The 19,472-nt window shown below is 72.1% G+C and carries 16 protein-coding genes and 1 riboswitch; of the genes, 5 read left to right on the plus strand and 11 right to left on the minus strand.

Annotation, left to right across the window (positions count from 1 at the left end; all coding sequences use genetic code 11):
• Positions 1–58 precede the first annotated feature (58 nt).
• Positions 59–1,369 carry a deoxyguanosinetriphosphate triphosphohydrolase gene (locus KKR01S_RS02780; RefSeq protein ID WP_058730350.1) on the minus strand — a complete coding sequence of 437 codons (1,311 nt, stop codon included), beginning with the start codon at positions 1,367–1,369 and terminating at the stop codon, positions 59–61.
• Positions 1,370–1,371: 2 nt separating this feature from the next.
• Complete coding sequence (dusB, locus tag KKR01S_RS02785) at positions 1,372–2,571, minus strand: tRNA dihydrouridine synthase DusB (protein ID WP_055684392.1); 1,200 nt, start codon at positions 2,569–2,571, stop codon at positions 1,372–1,374.
• A 164-nt stretch (positions 2,572–2,735) separates the two neighbouring features.
• Between dusB and KKR01S_RS02790 the strand changes: the two genes are divergently transcribed.
• Positions 2,736–3,533 (plus strand): glucose 1-dehydrogenase, encoded by a 798-nt coding sequence (locus tag KKR01S_RS02790; protein WP_061225253.1) that lies wholly within the window; start codon positions 2,736–2,738, stop codon positions 3,531–3,533.
• Between the two features lie 9 nt (positions 3,534–3,542).
• On the opposite strand, the gene KKR01S_RS02795 is transcribed toward KKR01S_RS02790, so the two are convergent.
• The 3 genes from KKR01S_RS02795 to KKR01S_RS02805 are packed head-to-tail and all read right to left on the minus strand — an operon-like array spanning position 3,543 to position 6,327.
• The gene (locus tag KKR01S_RS02795; RefSeq protein WP_081101503.1) at positions 3,543–3,941 is read right to left on the minus strand and encodes an MGMT family protein; all 399 of its coding nucleotides are present in this window, start codon (positions 3,939–3,941) and stop codon (positions 3,543–3,545) included.
• A 10-nt stretch (positions 3,942–3,951) separates the two neighbouring features.
• Positions 3,952–4,914, minus strand: a complete 963-nt coding sequence (locus KKR01S_RS02800) for a GNAT family N-acetyltransferase (protein WP_055684390.1) — start codon at positions 4,912–4,914, stop codon at positions 3,952–3,954.
• Between the two features lie 30 nt (positions 4,915–4,944).
• Positions 4,945–6,327, minus strand: a complete 1,383-nt coding sequence (locus tag KKR01S_RS02805) for a glycine--tRNA ligase (protein WP_061225254.1) — start codon at positions 6,325–6,327, stop codon at positions 4,945–4,947.
• A gap of 117 nt (positions 6,328–6,444) precedes the next feature.
• Between KKR01S_RS02805 and KKR01S_RS10520 the strand changes: the two genes are divergently transcribed.
• The gene (locus KKR01S_RS10520; protein WP_081046277.1) at positions 6,445–6,672 is read left to right on the plus strand and encodes an RNA-binding S4 domain-containing protein; all 228 of its coding nucleotides are present in this window, start codon (positions 6,445–6,447) and stop codon (positions 6,670–6,672) included.
• Here KKR01S_RS10520 and KKR01S_RS02810 read toward each other — a convergent pair.
• The 4 genes from KKR01S_RS02810 to KKR01S_RS02825 all read right to left on the minus strand — a co-directional run bounded on the left by KKR01S_RS02810 (position 6,564) and on the right by KKR01S_RS02825 (position 11,011).
• Positions 6,564–7,598 carry a glycosyltransferase family 2 protein gene (locus tag KKR01S_RS02810; protein ID WP_055684388.1) on the minus strand — a complete coding sequence of 345 codons (1,035 nt, stop codon included), beginning with the start codon at positions 7,596–7,598 and terminating at the stop codon, positions 6,564–6,566. The genes KKR01S_RS10520 and KKR01S_RS02810 overlap by 109 nt on opposite strands.
• A gap of 81 nt (positions 7,599–7,679) precedes the next feature.
• The gene (locus KKR01S_RS02815) at positions 7,680–8,342 is read right to left on the minus strand and encodes an alpha/beta hydrolase (RefSeq protein ID WP_061225289.1); all 663 of its coding nucleotides are present in this window, start codon (positions 8,340–8,342) and stop codon (positions 7,680–7,682) included.
• 120 nt (positions 8,343–8,462) lie between these two features.
• Positions 8,463–9,605, minus strand: a complete 1,143-nt coding sequence (gene metX / locus KKR01S_RS02820) for a homoserine O-acetyltransferase MetX (protein ID WP_055684387.1) — start codon at positions 9,603–9,605, stop codon at positions 8,463–8,465.
• Positions 9,602–11,011: a bifunctional o-acetylhomoserine/o-acetylserine sulfhydrylase gene (locus KKR01S_RS02825; protein ID WP_055684386.1), complete on the minus strand. Its 1,410-nt coding sequence runs from the start codon at positions 11,009–11,011 to the stop codon at positions 9,602–9,604. Before KKR01S_RS02825 ends, metX begins: the two co-directional genes overlap by 4 nt.
• Positions 11,012–11,174: 163 nt before the next feature.
• Positions 11,175–11,293, minus strand: a riboswitch (SAM riboswitch).
• Positions 11,294–11,497: 204 nt separating this feature from the next.
• Between KKR01S_RS02825 and KKR01S_RS02830 the strand changes: the two genes are divergently transcribed.
• The 3 genes from KKR01S_RS02830 to KKR01S_RS02840 are packed head-to-tail and all read left to right on the plus strand — an operon-like array spanning position 11,498 to position 16,313.
• Positions 11,498–12,925, plus strand: coding sequence for an amino acid permease (locus KKR01S_RS02830; RefSeq protein ID WP_055684385.1), 1,428 nt, complete (start codon positions 11,498–11,500; stop codon positions 12,923–12,925).
• Positions 12,922–15,192 (plus strand): S9 family peptidase, encoded by a 2,271-nt coding sequence (locus KKR01S_RS02835; protein ID WP_061225255.1) that lies wholly within the window; start codon positions 12,922–12,924, stop codon positions 15,190–15,192. The genes KKR01S_RS02830 and KKR01S_RS02835 overlap by 4 nt, the downstream gene beginning before the upstream one ends.
• The gene (locus KKR01S_RS02840) at positions 15,189–16,313 is read left to right on the plus strand and encodes a glycosyltransferase family 4 protein (protein ID WP_061225256.1); all 1,125 of its coding nucleotides are present in this window, start codon (positions 15,189–15,191) and stop codon (positions 16,311–16,313) included. The genes KKR01S_RS02835 and KKR01S_RS02840 overlap by 4 nt, the downstream gene beginning before the upstream one ends.
• Before the next feature lie 82 nt (positions 16,314–16,395).
• Here KKR01S_RS02840 and gatB read toward each other — a convergent pair whose 3' ends face one another.
• Together gatB and gatA are read right to left on the minus strand one after the other, a co-directional pair.
• Positions 16,396–17,898 (minus strand): Asp-tRNA(Asn)/Glu-tRNA(Gln) amidotransferase subunit GatB, encoded by a 1,503-nt coding sequence (gene gatB, locus KKR01S_RS02845; protein ID WP_061225257.1) that lies wholly within the window; start codon positions 17,896–17,898, stop codon positions 16,396–16,398.
• Positions 17,898–19,472, minus strand: a complete 1,575-nt coding sequence (gatA, locus tag KKR01S_RS02850) for an Asp-tRNA(Asn)/Glu-tRNA(Gln) amidotransferase subunit GatA (protein WP_061225290.1) — start codon at positions 19,470–19,472, stop codon at positions 17,898–17,900. Before gatA ends, gatB begins: the two co-directional genes overlap by 1 nt.

Raw genomic sequence — 19,472 nt, forward strand, 5'->3', positions numbered from 1 at the left:
TCCCCGAGTCCCTCCCGAATTCCACAGTCGGCCGAATCGAGGCACATCCCCGCCGGTCTCACCAGAGCGGCTTGTCCCCGATCCGCCAGGACAGCCCGGTGATCCGATCGTGCAGGCGCACCGCGGAGGAATCCGTCAGGGAGGCCACCTGGTCCACGGCCAGGCGCAGCCGGGCGGCGTCGTCGGTCGGGCCCAGCTCCCGCCAGTCCGCGGCGAACACCGGATCCAGGAAGAGCCCGTCGGTCTCCAGCAGGGCCTCCACCAGCACGGTGAGGATCTCCCGCTGGTTCTCATACAGCGGCTCCTGGTCCCGCACGGCCATGACGTAGGCGGTGGCGATGCCCTTCATCACGGCGATCTCGTTCTCCGTCTCCCGCGGCACCCGGATCTGCGCGGCGTAGCGGGTCAGGCGCCCGTCGCCGAACTCGGCGCGGGTCGCCGCCAGCGCCGCTCCGCTGAACCGGCCGATCAGCCGGCTGGTCAGGGCCTTCAGGGCCGCCATCGACGCCCGGGTGCCGATCATGTCCGGCAGCCACTCGGGCAGGGCCTCCAGCCGCCGCAGCGCCGCGTCCAGCTCCTCCGGGTCCCGGTCCGGGGTGTACCAGCGGCGGGTCCACAGGATCACCCGCTCCCGCTCGGCCGGCCGGGACATCCAGCCCAGCTGCACGTGACCGGCGAACACGGCGTCCTCGACGTCGTGCACCGAGTAGGAGATGTCATCGGCCAGGTCCATGACCTGCGCCTCGAGGCACTTGGTCCCCGCCGGGGCGCCCTCGCGCAGCCACGCGAACACCGGCAGGTCATCCTCGTAGACCCCGAATTTGCGGGACCGGGCGCCCTTCTTCACGGGGGCCTCCGCCCGGGTCCAGGGGTACTTGCAGGCGGCGTCCAGGCTGGCGCGGGTCAGGTTCAGTCCGGCCGAGACGCCGTCCGGTCCGATGACCTTGGGTTCCAGGCGGGTGAGCAGACGCAGGGTCTGGGCATTGCCCTCGAAGCCGCCGGCGTCCTCGGCGATCGCGTCCAGGGCCGCCTCCCCGTTGTGCCCGAAGGGCGGGTGCCCGAGGTCGTGGGACAGGCAGGCCGCGTCCACGACGTCGGGGTCGCACCCGATCATCCGGCCCACCTCCCGGCCCACCTGCGCGACTTCGAGGGAGTGGGTCAGCCGGGTGCGCACGAAGTCATCCGAGTTCGGGGAGACCACCTGGGTCTTGAAGCCCAGGCGGCGCAGGGCCGAGGAGTGCAGCACGCGCGCCCGGTCCCGTTCGAAGTCGCTGCGGTACAGACTGCGGTGCTCCTCCGGAACCCACCGCCGGGCGTCGTCGGCGGTGTACCCGGGGGTTTCCGGGCGCACGAGGTGCGGATCAGCCATGCTCACCCTCCGGAGATGTCGAGTTCGGCGTCGGCCAGGCCCAGGCGCTCGGCGTCGCCCAGGATCCGGGAATCCAGCCAGCCGTCAGGAAGGTGGGGCTTCTTCGGGGAGCCGGCCCGGCCCCGCGGACCCTCCACGGCCGCCCCCGGATAGGGCAGGGACAAGTCCAGCTGGTCCAGCAGCTCGCGGAACTGCTCCAGGGTCGCCACCTGCGCCATCTGGGCGCGCAGCTGCCCGCCCACCGGGTAGCCGTGGAAGTACCAGGCCACGTGCTTGCGGATCTCGCGCATCCCGCGCTGCTCGTCCCCGAAGGTCTCCACGAGCAGCTGCGCGTGCCGGTGGATGATGTCCGCGACCTCCGCGACGCCGGGGCGGAAGCGCTCCGGGCTGCCCTCGAAGGCGTTCTGCAGGTCCCCGAACAGCCAGGGGCGGCCCTGGCAGCCGCGCCCGACGACGACGCCGTCCACCCCGGTCTGCTCGACCATCCGGGCCGCGTCCTCGGCGGAGAAGATGTCCCCGTTGCCCAGCACGGGCACGTCCGGGATGGCCTCGCGCAGCTCGGCGATCGCGTCCCAGTCCGCCTGACCGGAGTAGTGCTGGGCCGCGGTGCGCCCGTGCAGGGCGATCGCGGCGACCCCGGCGTCCCGGGCGGTCTTAGCGGCGTCCAGGAAGGTCAGGTGGTCCTCGTCGATGCCCTTGCGCATCTTCACGGTCACCGGGATCTGCGCCCGGGAGGCCTCCCGCACGGCAGTGGTCACGATCGCCTCGAAGAGGTCCCGCTTCCACGGCAGGGCGGAGCCGCCGCCGTTCTTCGTGACCTTGGGGACGGGGCAGCCGAAGTTCAGGTCGATGTGATCGGCCCGATCCTCCTCCGCGACCATCCGCACGGCCTTGCCGACGTTGACGGCGTCCACTCCGTAGATCTGGATGGAGCGGATCTCCTCGTCGTCGTCGTGCTCGATGATGCGCAGGGACTCGGGGCGTCGCTCCACCAGGGCGCGGGCGGTGACCATCTCGGTCACGTACAGTCCGCCGCCGTAGTCCCGGCACAGCCGACGGAAGGCCCGGTTGGTGACCCCAGCCATGGGCGCCAGCACCACGGGCACGTCCACGGTGAGCTGGCCCAGCTGCAACGGGGGCAGGCTGAGCCTCGTCGTGGGGGTGGTCTGGAGGGTCGGAGCTGGTGCGGTCACGTCCGTCATTGTGTCACAGGGTGTTTCGCCCTCCGCAGGAAATCCGCGCCCGCCCCTGGGGCGCTCCGCGACCCCGTGCCTACTGTGGAAGGGATGAGCCCGGCGCCGCGCCGGGCCCCGCACAGAGGACGTCGAGCCGGGGCGCGTCCTGCGCCGGTGCCGAAGGAGGACGCATGCAGCGCTATGAGAACCGTCGAGCCGTGATCACCGGTGCCGCGACCGGCCTGGGGCGGGCCATCGCCCAGCGCCTGGCCGCCGAGGGCGCCCGCCTGGAGCTGGTGGACATCGACCGGGAGGGGCTCACCGGCACCCAGGCCGCCGTGCACGGGCAGAGCCCGCAGGCCCAGGTGGGCCTGCACCTGGTGGACGTGGCAGATGAGGCCGCGGTCCAGGAACTGGCCCGGACCCTCGGGGAGGACGGGCCGGTGCACGTGCTGGTGAACAACGCCGGGGTGGATTCGCGCGGCGGCAAGGTGCACGAGTACCCCACCGAGCTGTTCGATCGGATCATCGCGGTGGATCTGAAGGGCACCTTCCTGATGACCAAGCACCTGGTGCCCCTGATGTTCGACGCCGAGGACCCGGCGATCGTGAACATGGCCTCCTTCTCCGGGCTGGCCGCGGACTTCGACCGCTCCGGGTACAACGCAGCCAAGGGCGGCGTCGTGAACTTCACCCGCGCCACCGCCGTGGACTACGGCGAGCAGGGCATCCGCGCCAACGCCGTGTGCCCCGGGACCATCGAGACCCCGCTGATCGACAAGCTGGCCGGCTCCGAGGACGAGGCCGAGGGCCGGAAGTTCCGCGAGGATCAGACGCGGGTGACGCCGCTGCGTCGCCTGGGCGACCCCTCGGAGATCGGCGCGGCCGTGGCATTCCTGGGCTCCTCGGACGCCTCCTTCATCACCGGTCAGACCCTCACCGTGGACGGCGGGGTCATGGCCTACACCTGGCCGCAGGCGATGCTGTAGGTCGTTACCTCACCGGCGGGGGCCGCCGGGGATCTGCGCGAGGCTCGGCAGGTCCGCGGTGGCCTCCCCCCAGGCGCGCTCCAGCGACTCCCGCTCCATCAGGACCCGGGGAAGATCCACCCGGGCCGCACCCGGATCGACGTCGGCCCCCGGCACCCCGGAAGCGGATGAGGCGAGCAGACCCTCCTCCCGCCAGTGCGGCAGGGCACGGGCGGCGTGGCCGGGGATCGTGCCGGCGGCGTTGACGATGCGCCACCAGCACTGCTCCGAGCCCCAGGCGTGCATCGTCCAGCCGACCACCCGCGGCACCTCCCCCACGACGTTCCCGATCAGCCCGTAGGTGGCGGCCCGGCCGCGGGGCACGCATTCCACCGCGCGCAGGATGCGCTCGACCCGCAGGTCATCCATCGTGCCGGACCTACCGGTCCGCGAGCACCAGGGTCTCCTCCTCCACGGAGGCGGAGCCGCGCTGGATCAGGGCGTCGACGAGCTCGACGAGGGTGGTCATGGCGTCGTCCACCTCGATGACGATCGGGTACTGGTTGACCAGCAGCGCGATCAGCTGCACGAGGTCCTCCCCCACCCCGGTCCGATCCGGGTCGTAGCCCAGCAGCACCTCGGTGGCCTCGTCATCGGAGACCTCCCGCCCCGGGGCGTCGGCGTCCAAGGAGCGGTAGCTGATCGCGAAGGCCGCGATCGGCGCCTTGCGACCCTCCCGCTCGGCCTCGAGCACGTCCTCCCGCAGCACGACGGCGCCGAAGGCCTCGGCCTCATCCGAGAGGAACAGCCGGTTGACCCGGCCCAGGGACTGCTCGGCCGGCGGGTCCCACTGGTGCACCCGCACGTAGAAGTCCCACAGGGCGCGGGTCAGCTCCAGCGAGCCGGTGGCCAGGTCCTCCACGGCCTGGGTGGGGCGCCCGGCCTCATCCTCGCGCAGCGGCTGCGGGGGCAGGGCTCCGGGCTCCACGCGGACCATCCGGCTGCGCTGGATCGAGCCGAGGCCGGCCCACTGGGCGAAGGCCGCCCCGGGGCTGCCCGGGACCACCTTGGTGCGCAGGGCGGTGACCCCGCTGGGGGCGGACTCGGCGTGTTCGCGCAGCCGCTCCAGGATCCGCGCGGCCAGGCCGGCGCGCCGGTGATCCGGGGCCACCTCCACGTAGCACCACAGCCGCTGGGAGTGCAGCGAGGTCTCGTAGACGGTGCCGGCCGCCACGGGCACCCCCTGGTGCTCGACGACGACGCTGCGCTGCCACGGCTGGTCCGCGTCCGGGCCCAGCTTGGCGCGGAACACGGAGGCCTGCACGTTCTCCGCGTCCGGCCACAGCTGCATGAGCTCGAGGTCGTCGCCATCGCGCCAGGGGCGCAGGGTGTACTCGGACATGGTGCTCCTCGCGGTGCGCGGTGGTGGGTGCTACTTGATCAGGCGGCCGGCCAGCCAGGACTTCACCTGGTCCAGTCCGACCCGCTCCTGGGCCATGGTGTCCCGCTCGCGGATGGTCACGGCCTGGTCCTCGAGGGTGTCGAAGTCCACAGTGATGCAGAACGGGGTGCCGATCTCATCCTGGCGGCGGTAGCGGCGCCCGATCGCCCCGGAGGTGTCGTAGTCGACGTTCCAGGCGGTGCGCAGATCCGCGGCGAGCTTCTCCGCGACCGGGGTCAGCTCCGGCTTCTTGGACAGCGGCAGCACCGCGGCCTTGACCGGGGCCAGGCGCGGGTCCAGCTTCAGCACGGTGCGCACGTCCACCCCGCCCTTGGTGTTGGGCGCCTCGTCCTCGGTGTAGGCGTCCACGAGGAAGGCCATCATGGAGCGGGTCAGACCGAAGGAGGGCTCGATGACGTAGGGGACGTAGCGCTGCCCGCTGCCCTGGTCGAAGTACTCCAGGCGGGCGGTGGAGTGGGCGTTGTGCACGCCGAGGTCGTAGTCGGTGCGGTTGGCCACGCCCATCAGCTCGCCCCACTCGCCGCCCTGGAAGCCGAAGCGGTACTCGATGTCGATGGTCCCGGCGGAGTAGTGCGCCCGGTCCTCCTCCGGCACGTCGAACTTCCGCATGTTGGCGGGGTCGATGCCGAGATCCGTGAACCAGTTCCAGCAGTCCTCGACCCACCGGTCGAAGTGCTGCGGGGCGTCGTCGGGGTGGACGAAGTACTCGATCTCCATCTGCTCGAACTCGCGGGTGCGGAAGATGAAGTTGCCGGGGGTGATCTCGTTGCGGAAGGCCTTGCCGATCTGCCCGATGCCGAAGGGCGGGCGCTTGCGGGAGGCGGTGAGCACGTTATTGAAGTTCACGAAGATGCCCTGGGCGGTCTCCGGGCGCAGGAAGTGCAGGCCCTCCTCGTTGTCCACGGCTCCCAGGTAGGTCTTCATCAGGCCGGAGAACTGCTGCGGCTCGGTCCACTGGCCGCGGGTCCCGCAGTTGGGGCAGGCGATGTCGGCCATCCCGTTCTCGGGGGCGTGGCCCTTCTTCTCCTCGTAGGCCTCGATCAGGTGGTCCTGGCGGGCGCGGTGGTGGCAGGAGCGGCACTCCACCAGCGGGTCGGTGAAGGTCTCCACGTGCCCGGAGGCCTCCCACACGGCCTTGGGCAGGATGATGGAGGAGTCCAGGCCGACCATGTCCGCCCGGGAACGGACGAAGTGCTGCCACCACAGCTGCCGGATGTTCTCCTTCAGCTCCGCACCCAGCGGGCCGTAGTCCCAGGCGGAGCGGGAGCCGCCGTAGATCTCACCGGCCTGGAACACGAATCCGCGGCGCTTGGCCAGCGCGATGACGTTGTCCAGCGTGGACTTGGGTGCCATGAATGGGGTCCTTCCGTGGAAAGCATGGACGCGCCGGGCAGCACGACGCCGCCCGGCGCGGTCGGGCGTCTGCCCACCAGACTACCGGGCGGCGTCGGGCTCGGTAGACTCCGAGGGATGAGCACCGATCCCGAGCCGCTGAGCATCCGCGACGACATGATCCGCCTCGGCCAGGCGATGAAGCTGGCCAACCTGGTGGAGGACGGCCAACAGGCCCGCACCGTGATCACCGAGGGCTACGTCAGCGTCAACGGCCGGACCGTGACCGAGCGGGGACGCCAGCTGCACCCCGGCGACGTCATCGAATTCTCCGGGCGGGCGGTGCGGCTGGAGAAGGAGGCCTGAGCCCTCAGTCCTGATTCCGGTAGCGGATTCTGCCGACGAAGTTGCCGAGACTGCTTCCCAGGGCGGAGCTCAGCTGCTGACGCCGTTCCCCATCGACTCTCGTCCAGGCAGAGCATGCCCAGCACCGATGTCCCGACGGATCGCACATGCGCCTGGATGGAGAGCCGATGGGGATGCGCGATCGGGTGAGCGGCCATCACCCGTTGCCCGTCCGCGCTCCAGCGATACTGCTGGGTCATCAGCTTCGAAGAGCTGGAACGGGGCCGTTTGTGGATGCACAGCTGCTCGGCGTAGCCCATGCTGGCGTGTGCCTCATGCAGGCGCAGGCACAGCTCGTAATCCTCACCCGCCCGTGTGAACGACTCGTCGAATCCGCCTACGGCGGTGAAGGTCTCCGCCCGGGCGCCGAAGCTGCACCCCATCGCCATGGGCAGGCCTGCGAAGCGCAGGGCGACCCCGGCAGGCTCGGTGCGCTCCACCTCACGCAGCACCGCCGACGCCGGGCAGATCCCCTCCATTCCGTCGAAGGCCCGTAGGGACCCCGCGCCGGAGGCGAACTCGTGGCTGCGCAGCACGTCACTCATCAGGCGCACGAAGGCCGGCGTCACGATATCGTCGGCGTCGCAGAACAGCAGAAATCGACCGTGCGCCGCTTCCACCCCGACGTTGCGGGCCACGGCCGGTCCGCGCCCCCGGGAGGCATCCACCCACCGGAACCGCGGATCCGCGGCGGCGAAGGTCTCAGTCACATCCGCGGTCCCATCCGTGGAGCCGTTGTCCGCCACGATCACCTCGTACGGAAGGTCGGAGTCCTGATCCCGCAGGGCGGCCAGCTGGCAGGGCAACTCCGCCTGGGCGTTGTAGGCCGGGATGATGACGGAGACTTCGATGTCGGCGAGGTCCCTCCCCCGATCATCAGCAGTCATCTAAGCGATCCTCTCTATGTCCTCTATGTCGCAGCTCATCTCGCGTCGCTCGGCCCGCGCGACTGGGCACGGCGAGACAGCTCATGCCTCAGCCTCCCGTGCCACGTGGCGCAGGAACTCCCCCACGTGCCCGATCTCCTGCGGGCACACGCTGTGCCCCATCCCCGAGTAGAGCACCTTGGTGACCTCCGCGTGCTCTCGCAGCCAGCCCAGGGTCTCGGCGACCATCGGCTCCGGGATCACCGGGTCCTGCTGATCCCGGCCGTAGAAGACGGGCAGCCGAGGGCGAACCTGCGCCAGGGCGGCGTCGTGAGCGAAGTCCTCCGGCAGGGACGGGACGAAGCCGGACAGGCCGACGAGGGCCCGGGCGATCCCGGGCCGGTGGCGCACCGCGGAGGAGGCCACGGCCATGCCCTGGGAGAAGCCCAGCAGGATGACCCCGGCGTAGGGCTCCCGGTGCTCCTCGATCCAGGTGACCAGGCCCTCGGCCGCCTCGCGCAGCCCCTGCTCGTCCACGCCGATCCGCTCCCCGGGCGTCCCCGTCAGCGGGAACCACTGGAATCCGGGGCCACAGGGCTGCGGGGCGCGCATCGCGGCGTAGGTGAAGCCCTCGCCGGGCAGGGACGGGACCATGCTCATCAGGTCCCGCTCATTCGAGCCGTAGCCGTGCAGCATCAGCACCAGGTGGGTGCCGGCGCGCTCGGCCTCGGGGCGGGAGTACTCCACGACGGGGTCGAAGCTCATGCCCACCATGCTATCCGCCCTCCGCACCCGCAGAACTGGAGATGCGCGGCATCACGGGAGACGTCAGCTCCGGGAATGTCACGCATCTCCGGTTCTGCGCAGGGGGTGCAGGAGGGGTGGTCACAAGACGGTCTCGGTGAGGATCCTCCCCAGCTGCTGCGTCTCCGTGAGGAAGCCGTCGTGCCCGCGGGTCGAGGCGATCCGGCGCACCCGCACCGGGCGGGGCAGGCTGGCCGCCAGCAGCTCGGACTGCTCCGGGTGGAACAGCCGATCCGAATCCACCGCGGCCACGGTCCACCGGCAGGTGGTGCGGGCCAAGCCCGCCCGCAGCCCGCCCCGGCCCCGTCCCAGGTCATGCCCGAGCAGGGCCTCCGTCAGCCCCAGGTACGCGTTGGCGTCGAAGCGGCGGGCCAGCTGCCGGCCCTGGTGGTCCAGGTAGCTCTCCACCCGGTACCGCCCGCGCCCGTGCACCGCCCGGTCCTCCTCCGTGCCCTCCTGCCCGCGGCGCCCGAAGCGACGGTCCAGCTCGGCAGGTGAGCGGTAGGTGATGTGGGCGATGCGCCGGGCCAGCTCCAGGCCTCGCACCGGACCCGCCCCGAGGGGGTAGTCGCCGTCGCGGAACTCCGGATCCTGCCGGATGGCCAGGGCCTGGGCGTGGCCCCACGCGATCTGCTCGGCGGTGGCCGCGGGACCGGCCGCGACGACGGCGCAGGCCCGCACCCGCTCCGGGAAGCTCACCGCCCACTCCGCGGCCCGGCAACCGCCCAGGGACCCGCCCACCACCAGGTGCCACCGGTCGATGCCCAAGGCATCGGCGAGCAGGGCCTCGGCCGCGACGGCGTCGCGCAGGCTCGCCCGCGGGAAGCGGGAACCCCAGATCCTCCCGTCCGGGCCCGGCGAGCACGGGCCCGTGGAGCCGTCGCAGCCGCCGAGCATATTGGGGCACACCACGAAGTACCGGTCCGTGTCGATGGCGCGCCCCGGCCCGATCAGGCCCTCCCACCAGCCCGGCCGGCTCGCGGCCAGCCGGGTCTGCTCGGGGGCCTCCGGTCCCACCCGCCCGGCGGCGGCGTGGGTGTCCCCGGTCAGGGCGTGCAGCACCAGCACCGCGTTCGAGGCGTCCGGGGCGAGCTCGCCCCACGTCTCGTAGGCCAGGGACGCAGCGGGCAGCACCTGCCCGCTCTCCAGGGCCAGGGGCCCAAGGCCGAGGGTGCGCACCACACCCTCGGCCCGGGTCCCGACGGGTGCTGCCACCGCGGTCACGCCGCCGGCTCCGGGGCCCGCGCGTCCTGCGCGGCCCCCTCGACGGCACCCGTCTCACGGGCCTCGGCGATCCGCTCGAAGCCGTGCTCCAGGTCCGCGAGGATGTCCCGGATGTCCTCGATGCCCACGGCCAGCCGCACGAACCCGGGGGCCACCCCGGCCGCGCGCAGCTCATCTTCGGACAGCTGGGAGTGGGTCGTGGAGGCCGGGTGGATCACCAGCGAGCGCACGTCCCCGATGTTCGCGACGTTGGAGTGCAGCACCAGGGAGTCCACGAACCGCTGGGCCGCCGGGGAGCCGCCGTCGATCTCGAAGCCGACCACAGCACCCACGCCCTGCGGGCCGTACTTGCGTCCCAGCTCGTACCACGGGGAGGAGGGCAGACCGGCGTAGTGCACCTTCGTGACCTCGGGACGGGCCTGCAGCCATTCGGCCACCTTCTGGGCGTTGTCCACGTGGCGCTGGACCCGCAGGGACAGCGTCTCGATGCCCACGGAGATGTTGAAGGCGTTGGTCGGGGAGATCGAGCAGCCCAGGTCCCGCAGCAGGGTCACCCGGGCCCGCAGGATGTAGGACAGGTTCACGCCGAACACGCCCTTCTCCCCGAGGTCCTCCGCGAAGACCAGCCCGTGGTAGCTGGGATCCGGGGTGTTGAACTGCGGGTAGCGCTCCGGGTCCCGGCCGTAGTCGAACCTGCCGGCATCCACGATCGCCCCGCCGATGGAGTTGCCGTGCCCGCCGAGGTACTTGGTCGCCGAGTGCACGACGACGTCGGCACCCCACTCGATGGGCCGGATCAGGTACGGGGTGGGCACCGTGTTGTCCACGATCAGCGGCACCCCGGAGTCGTGGGCCACCGCCGCGAGCGCCTCGATGTCCAGGACGTCGCTGCGCGGGTTCGGGACGGTCTCCCCGTAGAAGGCCTTGGTGTTGGGGCGCACGGCCGCACGCCAGGCCTCCGGGTCGGAGAAGTCCTCCACGAAGGTGGTCTCGATGCCGTAGGCGGCCAGGGTGTGCTTGAGCAGGTTGTAGGTGCCGCCGTACAGGCTGGGGCTGGCCACGATGTGGTCCCCGGCCTGGGCCACGTTGAGCAGCGCGAGGGTGATCGCGGCCTGCCCGGAGGAGACCAGCAGCGCCCCGACCCCGCCCTCCAGGGAGGCGATGCGGTTCTCCACGACCTCCTGGGTGGGGTTGGTCAGGCGGCTGTAGATGGGGCCCAGCTCCTTGAGGCCGAAGCGGTTGGCCGCGGTCTCGGCGTCGGGGAAGACGAAGGAGGTGGTCTGGTAGACGGGCAGCGCCCGGGCGCCGGTCGCGGCGTCGGGCTCCTGCCCGGCGTGGATCTGGCGGGTGTCGAATCCCCAGCCCTGCGGGGCGGAGGGGGTCGGGAGGGTGGTGTTCTCGGTCATGGTTGCTCCTGCGCTTCTGTGTCAGGGGCGACGACGTCGCACACGGGAGGACATCACCGGTGGGAGCCCGCGCACTGCCTCTCGACCCGGAACCCGCTGGTTCACCGGGGAGCAGCCTCTCGGCGTGCGCGGAGGTCTGTCGGCGACCTCCCGGGCACTCGTGCGCCCGCGCTTGCCGCGTCCGCCGGTCGGCGGTGCGGCCAGGTCCTCACCCAGGGCACCCCACCGCGGTGGGAGGGTTGCCGGCCAGCTAGCTGGGGCTTGTCGCTGGCTCTCGTGACCTGGCATCAACCCTGCTCCCCCGTCCGGCGCCGGTCAAGGACGGCGGCGAATGGGTCCGCGGATGACGGATCGTGACGCGTGTGACGCCGCCGCGACGTCCTCTAGGGTGGAACGGTGCGCGAGGACGGGCCGGGGGCGGACTGTCCGCATCCTCCGGTGCGCCGCGCGCCCACGCACCGCTTTCGTCGTCCGATGAGGAACTCCATGTCCGGTACCAGCCTCCCCTCGCCGTCCCCCGCCGACGCCGCGGATCCGACCACCCTGCAGCGGGGGCTGACCCTGCGCCACATCCGCTTCATCGCGCTCGGCTCCGCGATCGGCACGGGCTTGTTCCTCGGCTCGGCCTCCGCGATCGGCTTCGCCGGGCCCTCCGTGCTGCTGGCCTACGTGATCGGCGGGGCCGCGGTGTTCATGGTCATGCGGGCGATGGGCGAGATGGCCCTGGCCCATCCGGTGGCGGGGGCGTTCTCCGAGTACGCGCACCTGTACCTGGGCCCGTGGGCCGGGTTCGTCACGGGCTGGTCCTACGCCTTCGAGATGGCGCTGGTCGCGGTGGCCGATGTGACGGCGGTCGCCCTGTACATGCGGTTCTGGTTCCCGGGCACCCCCAGCTGGGTGTGGATCACCGCGGTGCTGCTGCTGCTGGCGGCGGTGAACCTGGGGAAGGTCAAGGTCTTCGGGGAGGCGGAGTTCTGGTTCAGCATCATCAAGATCTCCGCGATCGTCGCGATGATCGTCGGGGGTGCTGCCCTGCTGGTCTTCGGCGTGCAGCTGGATCCGGTCCAGCCCTCCACGGTGGCCAATCTGTGGGATCAGGGCGGCTTCTTCCCGAACGGCCTGGCCGGGTTCCTCGCCTGCTTCACGGTGGTCATGTTCGCCTTCGGCGGGGTGGAGACCATCGGGATCACCGCCGGTGAGGCCCAGCACCCGGAGGTGTCCATCCCCCGGGCGGTGAACACGGTGCCGGTGCGCATCCTGCTGTTCTACGTGCTGACCATGGGCGTGATCATGTCCCTGACGCCGTGGTCGGCCATCGACGGCGATTCCTCGCCGTTCGTGCAGATCTTCTCCGCCCTGGGCGTCCCGGCGGCCGCGCACATCCTGAACTTCGTGGTCCTCACCGCCGCGGTCTCCGCCATCAACGCGGACATCTACGGGGCGGGGCGGATGCTGTTCGGCCTGGCCGAGCGCGGTCAGGCGCCGCGGGCCTTCGCCCGGGTCTCCTCCCGCGGGATCCCGCTGTTCACGGTCCTGGCGATGATCCTGGTGCTGGTGGTCGGGGTGCTGGTCAACCACTTCTTCGAGAACGCGTTCCTGATCGTCGCCTCCCTGGCCACCTTCGCCACGGTGCAGGTGTGGGTGATGATCCTGCTGACCCACCTGGCCTTCAAACGCCGGATGCGCGCCGAGGGGACCGCCACGGCCTTCCCCACCCCGCTGTGGCCGCTGGCCTCCTGGCTGGCCCTGGCGTTCATGGTGGGCGTGGTGGTGCTGCTGGCCTTCTTCGAGGACACCCGGGTGGCCCTGTACGTGGGGGTCATCTGGTGCGTCCTGCTGGCCGCGGTGTACCCGCTGGTGCGCCGCCGCGGCGGTGGGGCCGGGCCCTCCCCTGCCCCTACAGTGGAGGGATGAGCCAGACTCCCTCCCCCGTCTGGGGCGACGCCGAACCCCCGAGCACCCCGCAGGAACCCACCGTGCGCACCCTGCACGGGGATGCCTTCGAGGACCCCTACGAGTGGCTGCGCGCCAAGGAGGAGCCGCGGGTGCGCGCCCAGCTGGAGGCGGAGAACGCCTACGCCGAGGCCGTGACCGCCCCGCTGGCCGGGCTGCGCACCCGCCTGTTCCGGGAGATCCGCGAGCGCGTGCAGGAGACGGACCTGACCGTGCCCGTGCGCGACGGCGCCTGGTGGTGGTTCGCCCGGACGACCGAGGGCCACGATCACCCCGTGTACTGCCGGGTCCCCGCCGTCGGCGACGAGCGGGATCCCGAGGCGTGGGAGCCGCCGGTCATCCGGCCCGGCGAGAGGCTGGACGGGGAGCAGACGGTGCTGGATGCTCAGGGGCTCTCCGAATCCGTGCCGTTCTTCGCGCTGGGCTCCTTCTCCCGGGACCGGACCGGGAACCTGCTGACCTACTCCGTGGATGACTCCGGGGATGAGCGCTACACCCAGTACGTCAAGGATCTGCGCACCGGGCAGCTGCTGGCGGATCGACTCGAGGAGGTCTTCGCCGGGGGTTTCCTGACCCCGGACGGGCGCTGGCTGATCTACACCCTCGTGGACGAGTCCTGGCGCCCGTGCGAGATCCGGGCCCACCGGATCGGGACCCCCGTGGAGGCGGATCTGAGCCTGCTGGTCGAGCAGGACCCGACGATGTGGCTGGGCTGCGGGTTGAGCTCCGATGAGACCCACCTGATCTTCGAATCCGGGCACTCCGAGGCCACCGAGATCCGACTGCTGGAGCTGTCCGAACTGGACGCCGATGACCCGGCGGTGCCCTGGCTGCTCCTGGACCGCGGGGCCCGGGTGCTGGCCAGCGCGGACCCGGTGGAGCTGGAGGGCGTCCCGGCGGTGCTCCTGGTGCTCGACGACGCCGCCCCGGACGGCCAGCTGGTGGTCCTGGACCGGGAGGCCGCCCGGGCGGCGTCGGGCCGCATCGAGCAGCTGCGCCGGGCCTGGACCGCGCTGCTGGCCCCGCAGCCCGGGCGTCGGGTGGAGGCGGTGGCCCTGGGCGCGGGCCACGCCGTCGTGGGGCTGCGTCAGGAGACCATCAGCCAGGTCGGGTTCCTGCCGCTGAGCGAGATCGCGGCGGCGCTGCGCGGCGGCGTCGTCCCCGAGCCGTTCTTCCCGGCCTTCGACGAGCAGCTGTTCACCGCGAGCCTGTCGCACTGCTCGGTCCGCTCGCCCGTGGTGCGCCTGGCCGTCACCTCCTGGACCACCCCCTCGCGGGTGTACGACTACCTGCCCCAGGGGCGGCGGCTGCTGCTGCGCCGGGAGCAGCCCGTGCTCGGCGGCTTCGACGCGCGGGACTACACGGCGTACCGGGACTGGGCAGAGGCCCCCGACGGGACCCGCATCCCCGTCTCCGTCATGCACCGGGCGGACCTGGACCTCGACGCGGAGCACCCGGTGCTGCAGTACGGGTACGGCTCCTACGAGACCAGCATGGACCCGTACTTCTCCATCCCCCGGCTGTCCCTGCTGGATCGCGGCGTGATCTACGTCGTCGCCCACGTGCGCGGCGGCGGCGAGCTGGGCCGGGCCTGGTACACGGACGGGAAGAAGCTGGCGAAGCGGAACACGTTCACGGACTTCCTCGCCGTCACGGACCACCTGGCGGCCCAGCCGTGGGCGGATGCCGCCCGGATCGCGGCCGAGGGAGGGTCCGCCGGGGGCCTGCTGATGGGGGCGGTGGCCAACCTGGCTCCGCAGAAGTACGCGGGGATCCTGGCGGTGGTGCCCTTCGTGGACCCGGTCACCTCGATCTCCGATCCGCAGCTGCCGCTGTCCGCCCTGGAGTGGGAGGAGTGGGGCAACCCCATCGAGGATGAGGCGGTATACCGGTACATGCGCCAGTACGCGCCGTATGAGAACGTCGGCGCCCTGCCCTATCCCCCGATCGCCGCGATCACGAGCCTGAACGACACCCGGGTGCTGTACGTGGAGCCGGCCAAGTGGGTGCCGGCCCTGCGTGCGGCCTCGACCTCCGGGGCGCCGGTGCTGCTGCGCACGGAGATGGACGGCGGGCACGGCGGCGGCTCCGGCCGGTACCAGCGCTGGGAGGACACCGCCTGGGAGTACGCCTTCCTGCTGGGCTGCCTGGGTCTGGCCGAGGCCGAACCCGTCCACGACGACGCGGCCGCAGACAGGCTCCGGGAACAGGGCGGGTCCGGCGCGTGAGCCGCGTGCCGGGATCGGAGCGGAAGGCTCCGCCGCCGATCCGCCGGGTGGTGTTCGCCGAGGACGCCGTCGGGCGCTTCGGCGGGGTGGAGACCCTCCTGCGGGTGCTCGCCCCGCGCCTGCGCGAGCGCGGCCTGCGGGTCGAGTACCTCTCTCACGAGCCGCCGAGCGGCCCGGCGCCCACCCCGGGTGCGGTGCGCTGCTTCGCGGTGCCGGGCTCCGCCTCCCGGTGGCGGCGACTGGCGGCCGGACTGCGCCGACGGGCCCTCCTGGCCTCGCTGGGCCCGCGGGATGCGCTGGTGATGATGAATGAGACCACCGCGGCCGAACTGCTGCCGGGCCTCAGCATGGCCCACCGCCTGCGCCCGCGATCCCGGCGCCCGCTCAGCGTGATGCAGTTCCACAGTCGCTTCGACTCCGCCTGGCGGGTGCGCGGAGACGCGATCCTGCGCCGGGCGGCCGCGATCTGCGAGGAGTTCCTGGCGCTGAACGAGCAGGAGGCCCGCCGCTTCGCCGCGGCCTACGGACGCCCGGTCGGGTCCATCCCCAACCCCGTGGCGGTGCCGGTGGCCCCGACCCCGCGCACCCGACGCCCCACCCGGGTGGTGTGTGTGGCGCGGCTGGCCCCGGAGAAGCGGGTGGACTGGGTGCTGCGCGCCTTCGACGCCGCGGCCGCCCGGCACCCGGGCTGGGAGCTGGAGGTCGTCGGAGACGGCCCGGAGCGGGCCGCGCTGGAGCGGCTGACCGCGGGCCTGGAGCACGGGCAGCGGATCCGATTCCGCGGGGAGGTGCCCACCGCAGACCTGGCCGAGGTCTACGATGCCGCCGGGGTGCTCGCCCTGGCCTCGGCCTTCGAGGGCACCCCGATGGTCCTGGCCGAGGCCATGGCCCGCGGCGTGCCCGTGGTGTGCACGCCGTCCTCCGAGGCGGTGGCGGCCACCGCCCGGGCGGCGGGCTTCCTCAGCGAGGACTCGCCCGGAGCCTTCACCCGGACCCTGGCCGACGCCATGGGCCAGGAGGAGACCGCCTGGCGGGAGCTGTCCGCCGCGGCCCTGGAGCAGGCCCACACCCACGACCCGCAGGCCGTGGTGGAGCACTGGCTGCGGCTGCTGCGCCGCTGAGCCCAGATGCGCGAGGGGCCGGGCGCCGCAGGGTCCCGCCCTGCCTCGCCCGGCCCCTCAAGCGGTCTCCCGGTGTCGGGGGCTAGCCCTGCACGCCGAGCTTCTCCAGGATCAGCTCGCGCACGCGGGCGGCGTCGGCCTGGCCGCGGGTGGCCTTCATGACCTGCCCGACCACCGCACCGGCCGCCTGGACCTTGCCGCCGCGGATCTTCTCCGCGACCTCCGGCATCGCCGCCAGCGCCTCGTCCACGGCCGCCCCCAGGGCGGAGTCGTCCGAGACGACGGCCAGGCCGCGGGCCTCCACGACCTCGGCCGGGGTGCCCTCCCCGGCCAGGACGTGCTCGAGGACCTTCCGGGCGATCTTGTCGTTGATCTTGCCGTCCTCGATCAGCCCGTTCAGCTCCACCACGGTGGCGGGGGTGGCCCCCAGCTCGCCGGGCTCCACCTCGCGCTGCTTGGCCAGGCGGGCGATCTCGCCCATCCACCACTTGCGCGCCACGGCCGGGCTGGCCCCGGCGGCCACGGTCTGCTCGATCTCCTCCAGCACCCCGGCGTTGACGACGTCGCGGAACTCCTCCTCCGAGTAGCCCCACTGCTCCTTGAGCCGCTTGCGCCGCTGCGCGGGAGGCTCCGGCAGCTCCGCCCGCAGCCGCTCCACCCAGGCCCGGTCCGGCACGATCGGCACCAGATCCGGCTCCGGGAAGTAGCGGTAGTCGTCCGCATCGGACTTCGGGCGCCCCGAAGTCGTGGAGCGGGTGTCCTCGTGCCACATGCGGGTCTCCTGCAGGATGGACCCGCCGGCGGCCAGCACCGCGGCGTGACGCTGGATCTCGTAGCGCACGGCCCGCTCCACCGAGCGCAGGGAGTTGACGTTCTTCGTCTCCGTGCGGGTGCCGAACGTCTCGGCGCCCTTGGGCATCAGGGACACGTTGGCGTCGCAGCGGACGTTGCCGCGCTCCATGCGGGCATCCGAGATCCCCAGGTTCTTGACGATCTCCCGGATCGCGGCCACGTAGGCCCGCGCCAGCTCGGGGGCGCGCTTGCCGGCCCCGGTGATCGGGCGGGTCACGATCTCGATCAGCGGCACCCCGGCCCGGTTGTAGTCCACCAGGGAGTACTGGGCGCCCTGGATGCGTCCGGCCCCGCCGTGGTGCCCGAGCTTGCCGGCGTCGTCCTCCATGTGGGCGCGCTCGATCTGCACGGTGAACACCGTGCCGTCCTCCAGCTCCACGTCCAGCGCGCCGTTCTCGCAGATCGGCTTGTCAAACTGGGAGGTCTGGAAGTTCTTCGGGGTGTCCGGGTAGAAGTAGTTCTTCCGGGAGAACTCGGTGACCTCGGCGATGTCGCAGCCCAGGGCCAGACCCAGCCTGATCGCGGACTCCACGGCCTGCTTGTTCACGCTGGGCAGCACCCCGGGCAGGCCCAGGGAGACCGGGCTGGTGTTGGTGTTGGGCACGTCGCCGAAGGCGTTGGGCGCCCAGTCGAACATCTTGGTGGCGGTGTTCAGCTCCACGTGCACCTCGAAGCCGAGCACCGGGTCGTAGGCCTCCAGGGCCTGATCGAAGTCCATCAGCTCATCGGTCATCACTCGGACACTCCTTCGGCGTCGGCCTCACCCGAGGCGGCGAGCAGGTCTTCCACGGCCGGGCGGCGCTGCAGCAGCGGAGCCCCCCAGGCCTTCTCCAGGGCGGCCTCCAGGCCGGCCGCGGCACGGTACATGCGGGCGTCCTCGCGCACCGGGGCGATGAACTGCACGCCCACCGGCAGGCCGTCGTCCTCGGACAGCCCCGCCGGGACGGAGATCGCGGGGACCCCGGCCAGGTTGATCGGGATCGTCGCGATGTCGGACAGGTACATGGACAGCGGGTCGTCGGTCTTCTCCCCGAAGCGGAAGGCCGTGGTCGGGGAGGTCGGGGCCAGCAGCACGTCGGCCTGCTCGAAGGCCGCGGTGAAGTCCTCGATGATGCGGGTGCGGGCTTTCTGGGCGGAGCCGTAGTAGGCGTCGTAGTACCCGGCGGACAGGGCGTAGGTGCCCAGGATGATGCGCCGCTTGACCTCCGGGCCGAAGCCGGCGGCCCGGGTCGCGGCCATGACCCGCTCGATGGTCACGGGGCCCTCCTCGGGCTCCACGCGCAGGCCCCAGCGCACGCCGTCGTACTTGGCGAGGTTGGAGGAGACCTCCGAGGACATCAGCAGGTAGTACGCCCCCAGGGCGTAGCGGTAGTGCGGCATGTCGATCTCCACGATCTCCGCCCCGGCCTCACGCAGCGCCTCCAGGGCGTCGGCCACGCGGGCGGCGACCCCGGGCTGGATGCCCTCGGCCTGCTGCAGCTGGCGGATGACGCCGATGCGCATCCCCCGGATCCCGCCCTCGACGGCCCCGGCGCGGGCCTGGGCGGCGAAGTCCCCGACCTCATCCGGCAGGGAGGTGGAGTCCTTGGGGTCGTGTCCGGCGATCAGCTCGTGCAGCAGGGCCGCATCCAGCACGGTGCGCGCGTGCGGGCCGATCTGGTCCAGGGAGGAGGCCATCGCGATCGCCCCGTAGCGGGAGACCGATCCGTAGGTGGGGTGCACCCCCACGGAGCCGGTCACTGAGGCCGGCTGGCGGATGGATCCGCCGGTGTCCGTGCCCAGGGCCAGGGGCGCCTGGTGGGCGGCGACCGCCGCGGCCGCGCCGCCACCGGAGCCGCCGGGGATCCGGTCCAGGGCCCACGGGTTGCGGGTCGGGCCGAAGGCGGAGTGCTCGGTGGAGGAGCCCATCGCGAACTCGTCCAGGTTGGTCTTGCCCAGGATCGGCATCCGCGCCTGGCGGATCCGCTCGACGACGGTCGCGTCGTAGGGGCTGACCCACCCGTCGAGGATCTTCGACGCCGCGGTCGTGGGCTGCCCGGTGGTGACGATGTTGTCCTTCACGGCCACGGGGACGCCGGCCAGCGGGTGCAGCGGCTTCCCGGCGGCGCGATCTTCGTCCACGGCGCGGGCCGTGGCCAGGGCGCCCTCGGCGTCCACGTGCAGGAAGGTGTTCAGCCCGTCGGCCCGGCCGGTGGCCTCGATGCGCTCCAGGTGGGCGCGCACCAGCTGCTCGGAGGTGATCTCCCCCGCGGCCAGCAGGTCAGCGGCCTGGGCGGCGGTGAGGGTGGTGAGGTCTGCGGCGCTCAT

Origin of the sequence: Rothia kristinae NBRC 15354 (genome assembly GCF_001570865.1) — a bacterium.
GTDB classification, from domain to species: domain Bacteria; phylum Actinomycetota; class Actinomycetes; order Actinomycetales; family Micrococcaceae; genus Rothia; species Rothia kristinae.

What these genes read in the sequence shown, in the direction of transcription:
- KKR01S_RS02825 (WP_055684386.1), bottom strand. Translation starts at nt 11,011, where the DNA reads ATGACCGAGAACACCACCCTCCCGACCCCCTCCGCCCCGCAGGGCTGG.
- dusB (WP_055684392.1), bottom strand. Translation starts at nt 2,571, where the DNA reads ATGACGGACGTGACCGCACCAGCTCCGACCCTCCAGACCACCCCCACG.
- KKR01S_RS02800 (WP_055684390.1), bottom strand. Translation starts at nt 4,914, where the DNA reads ATGTCCGAGTACACCCTGCGCCCCTGGCGCGATGGCGACGACCTCGAG.
- KKR01S_RS10520 (WP_081046277.1), top strand. Translation starts at nt 6,445, where the DNA reads ATGAGCACCGATCCCGAGCCGCTGAGCATCCGCGACGACATGATCCGC.
- KKR01S_RS02780 (WP_058730350.1), bottom strand. Translation starts at nt 1,369, where the DNA reads ATGGCTGATCCGCACCTCGTGCGCCCGGAAACCCCCGGGTACACCGCC.
- KKR01S_RS02835 (WP_061225255.1), top strand. Translation starts at nt 12,922, where the DNA reads ATGAGCCAGACTCCCTCCCCCGTCTGGGGCGACGCCGAACCCCCGAGC.
- KKR01S_RS02815 (WP_061225289.1), bottom strand. Translation starts at nt 8,342, where the DNA reads ATGAGCTTCGACCCCGTCGTGGAGTACTCCCGCCCCGAGGCCGAGCGC.
- KKR01S_RS02795 (WP_081101503.1), bottom strand. Translation starts at nt 3,941, where the DNA reads ATGGATGACCTGCGGGTCGAGCGCATCCTGCGCGCGGTGGAATGCGTG.
- KKR01S_RS02805 (WP_061225254.1), bottom strand. Translation starts at nt 6,327, where the DNA reads ATGGCACCCAAGTCCACGCTGGACAACGTCATCGCGCTGGCCAAGCGC.
- KKR01S_RS02830 (WP_055684385.1), top strand. Translation starts at nt 11,498, where the DNA reads ATGTCCGGTACCAGCCTCCCCTCGCCGTCCCCCGCCGACGCCGCGGAT.
- KKR01S_RS02810 (WP_055684388.1), bottom strand. Translation starts at nt 7,598, where the DNA reads ATGACTGCTGATGATCGGGGGAGGGACCTCGCCGACATCGAAGTCTCC.
- KKR01S_RS02790 (WP_061225253.1), top strand. Translation starts at nt 2,736, where the DNA reads ATGCAGCGCTATGAGAACCGTCGAGCCGTGATCACCGGTGCCGCGACC.
- gatA (WP_061225290.1), bottom strand. Translation starts at nt 19,472, where the DNA reads ATGAGCGCCGCAGACCTCACCACCCTCACCGCCGCCCAGGCCGCTGAC.
- gatB (WP_061225257.1), bottom strand. Translation starts at nt 17,898, where the DNA reads ATGACCGATGAGCTGATGGACTTCGATCAGGCCCTGGAGGCCTACGAC.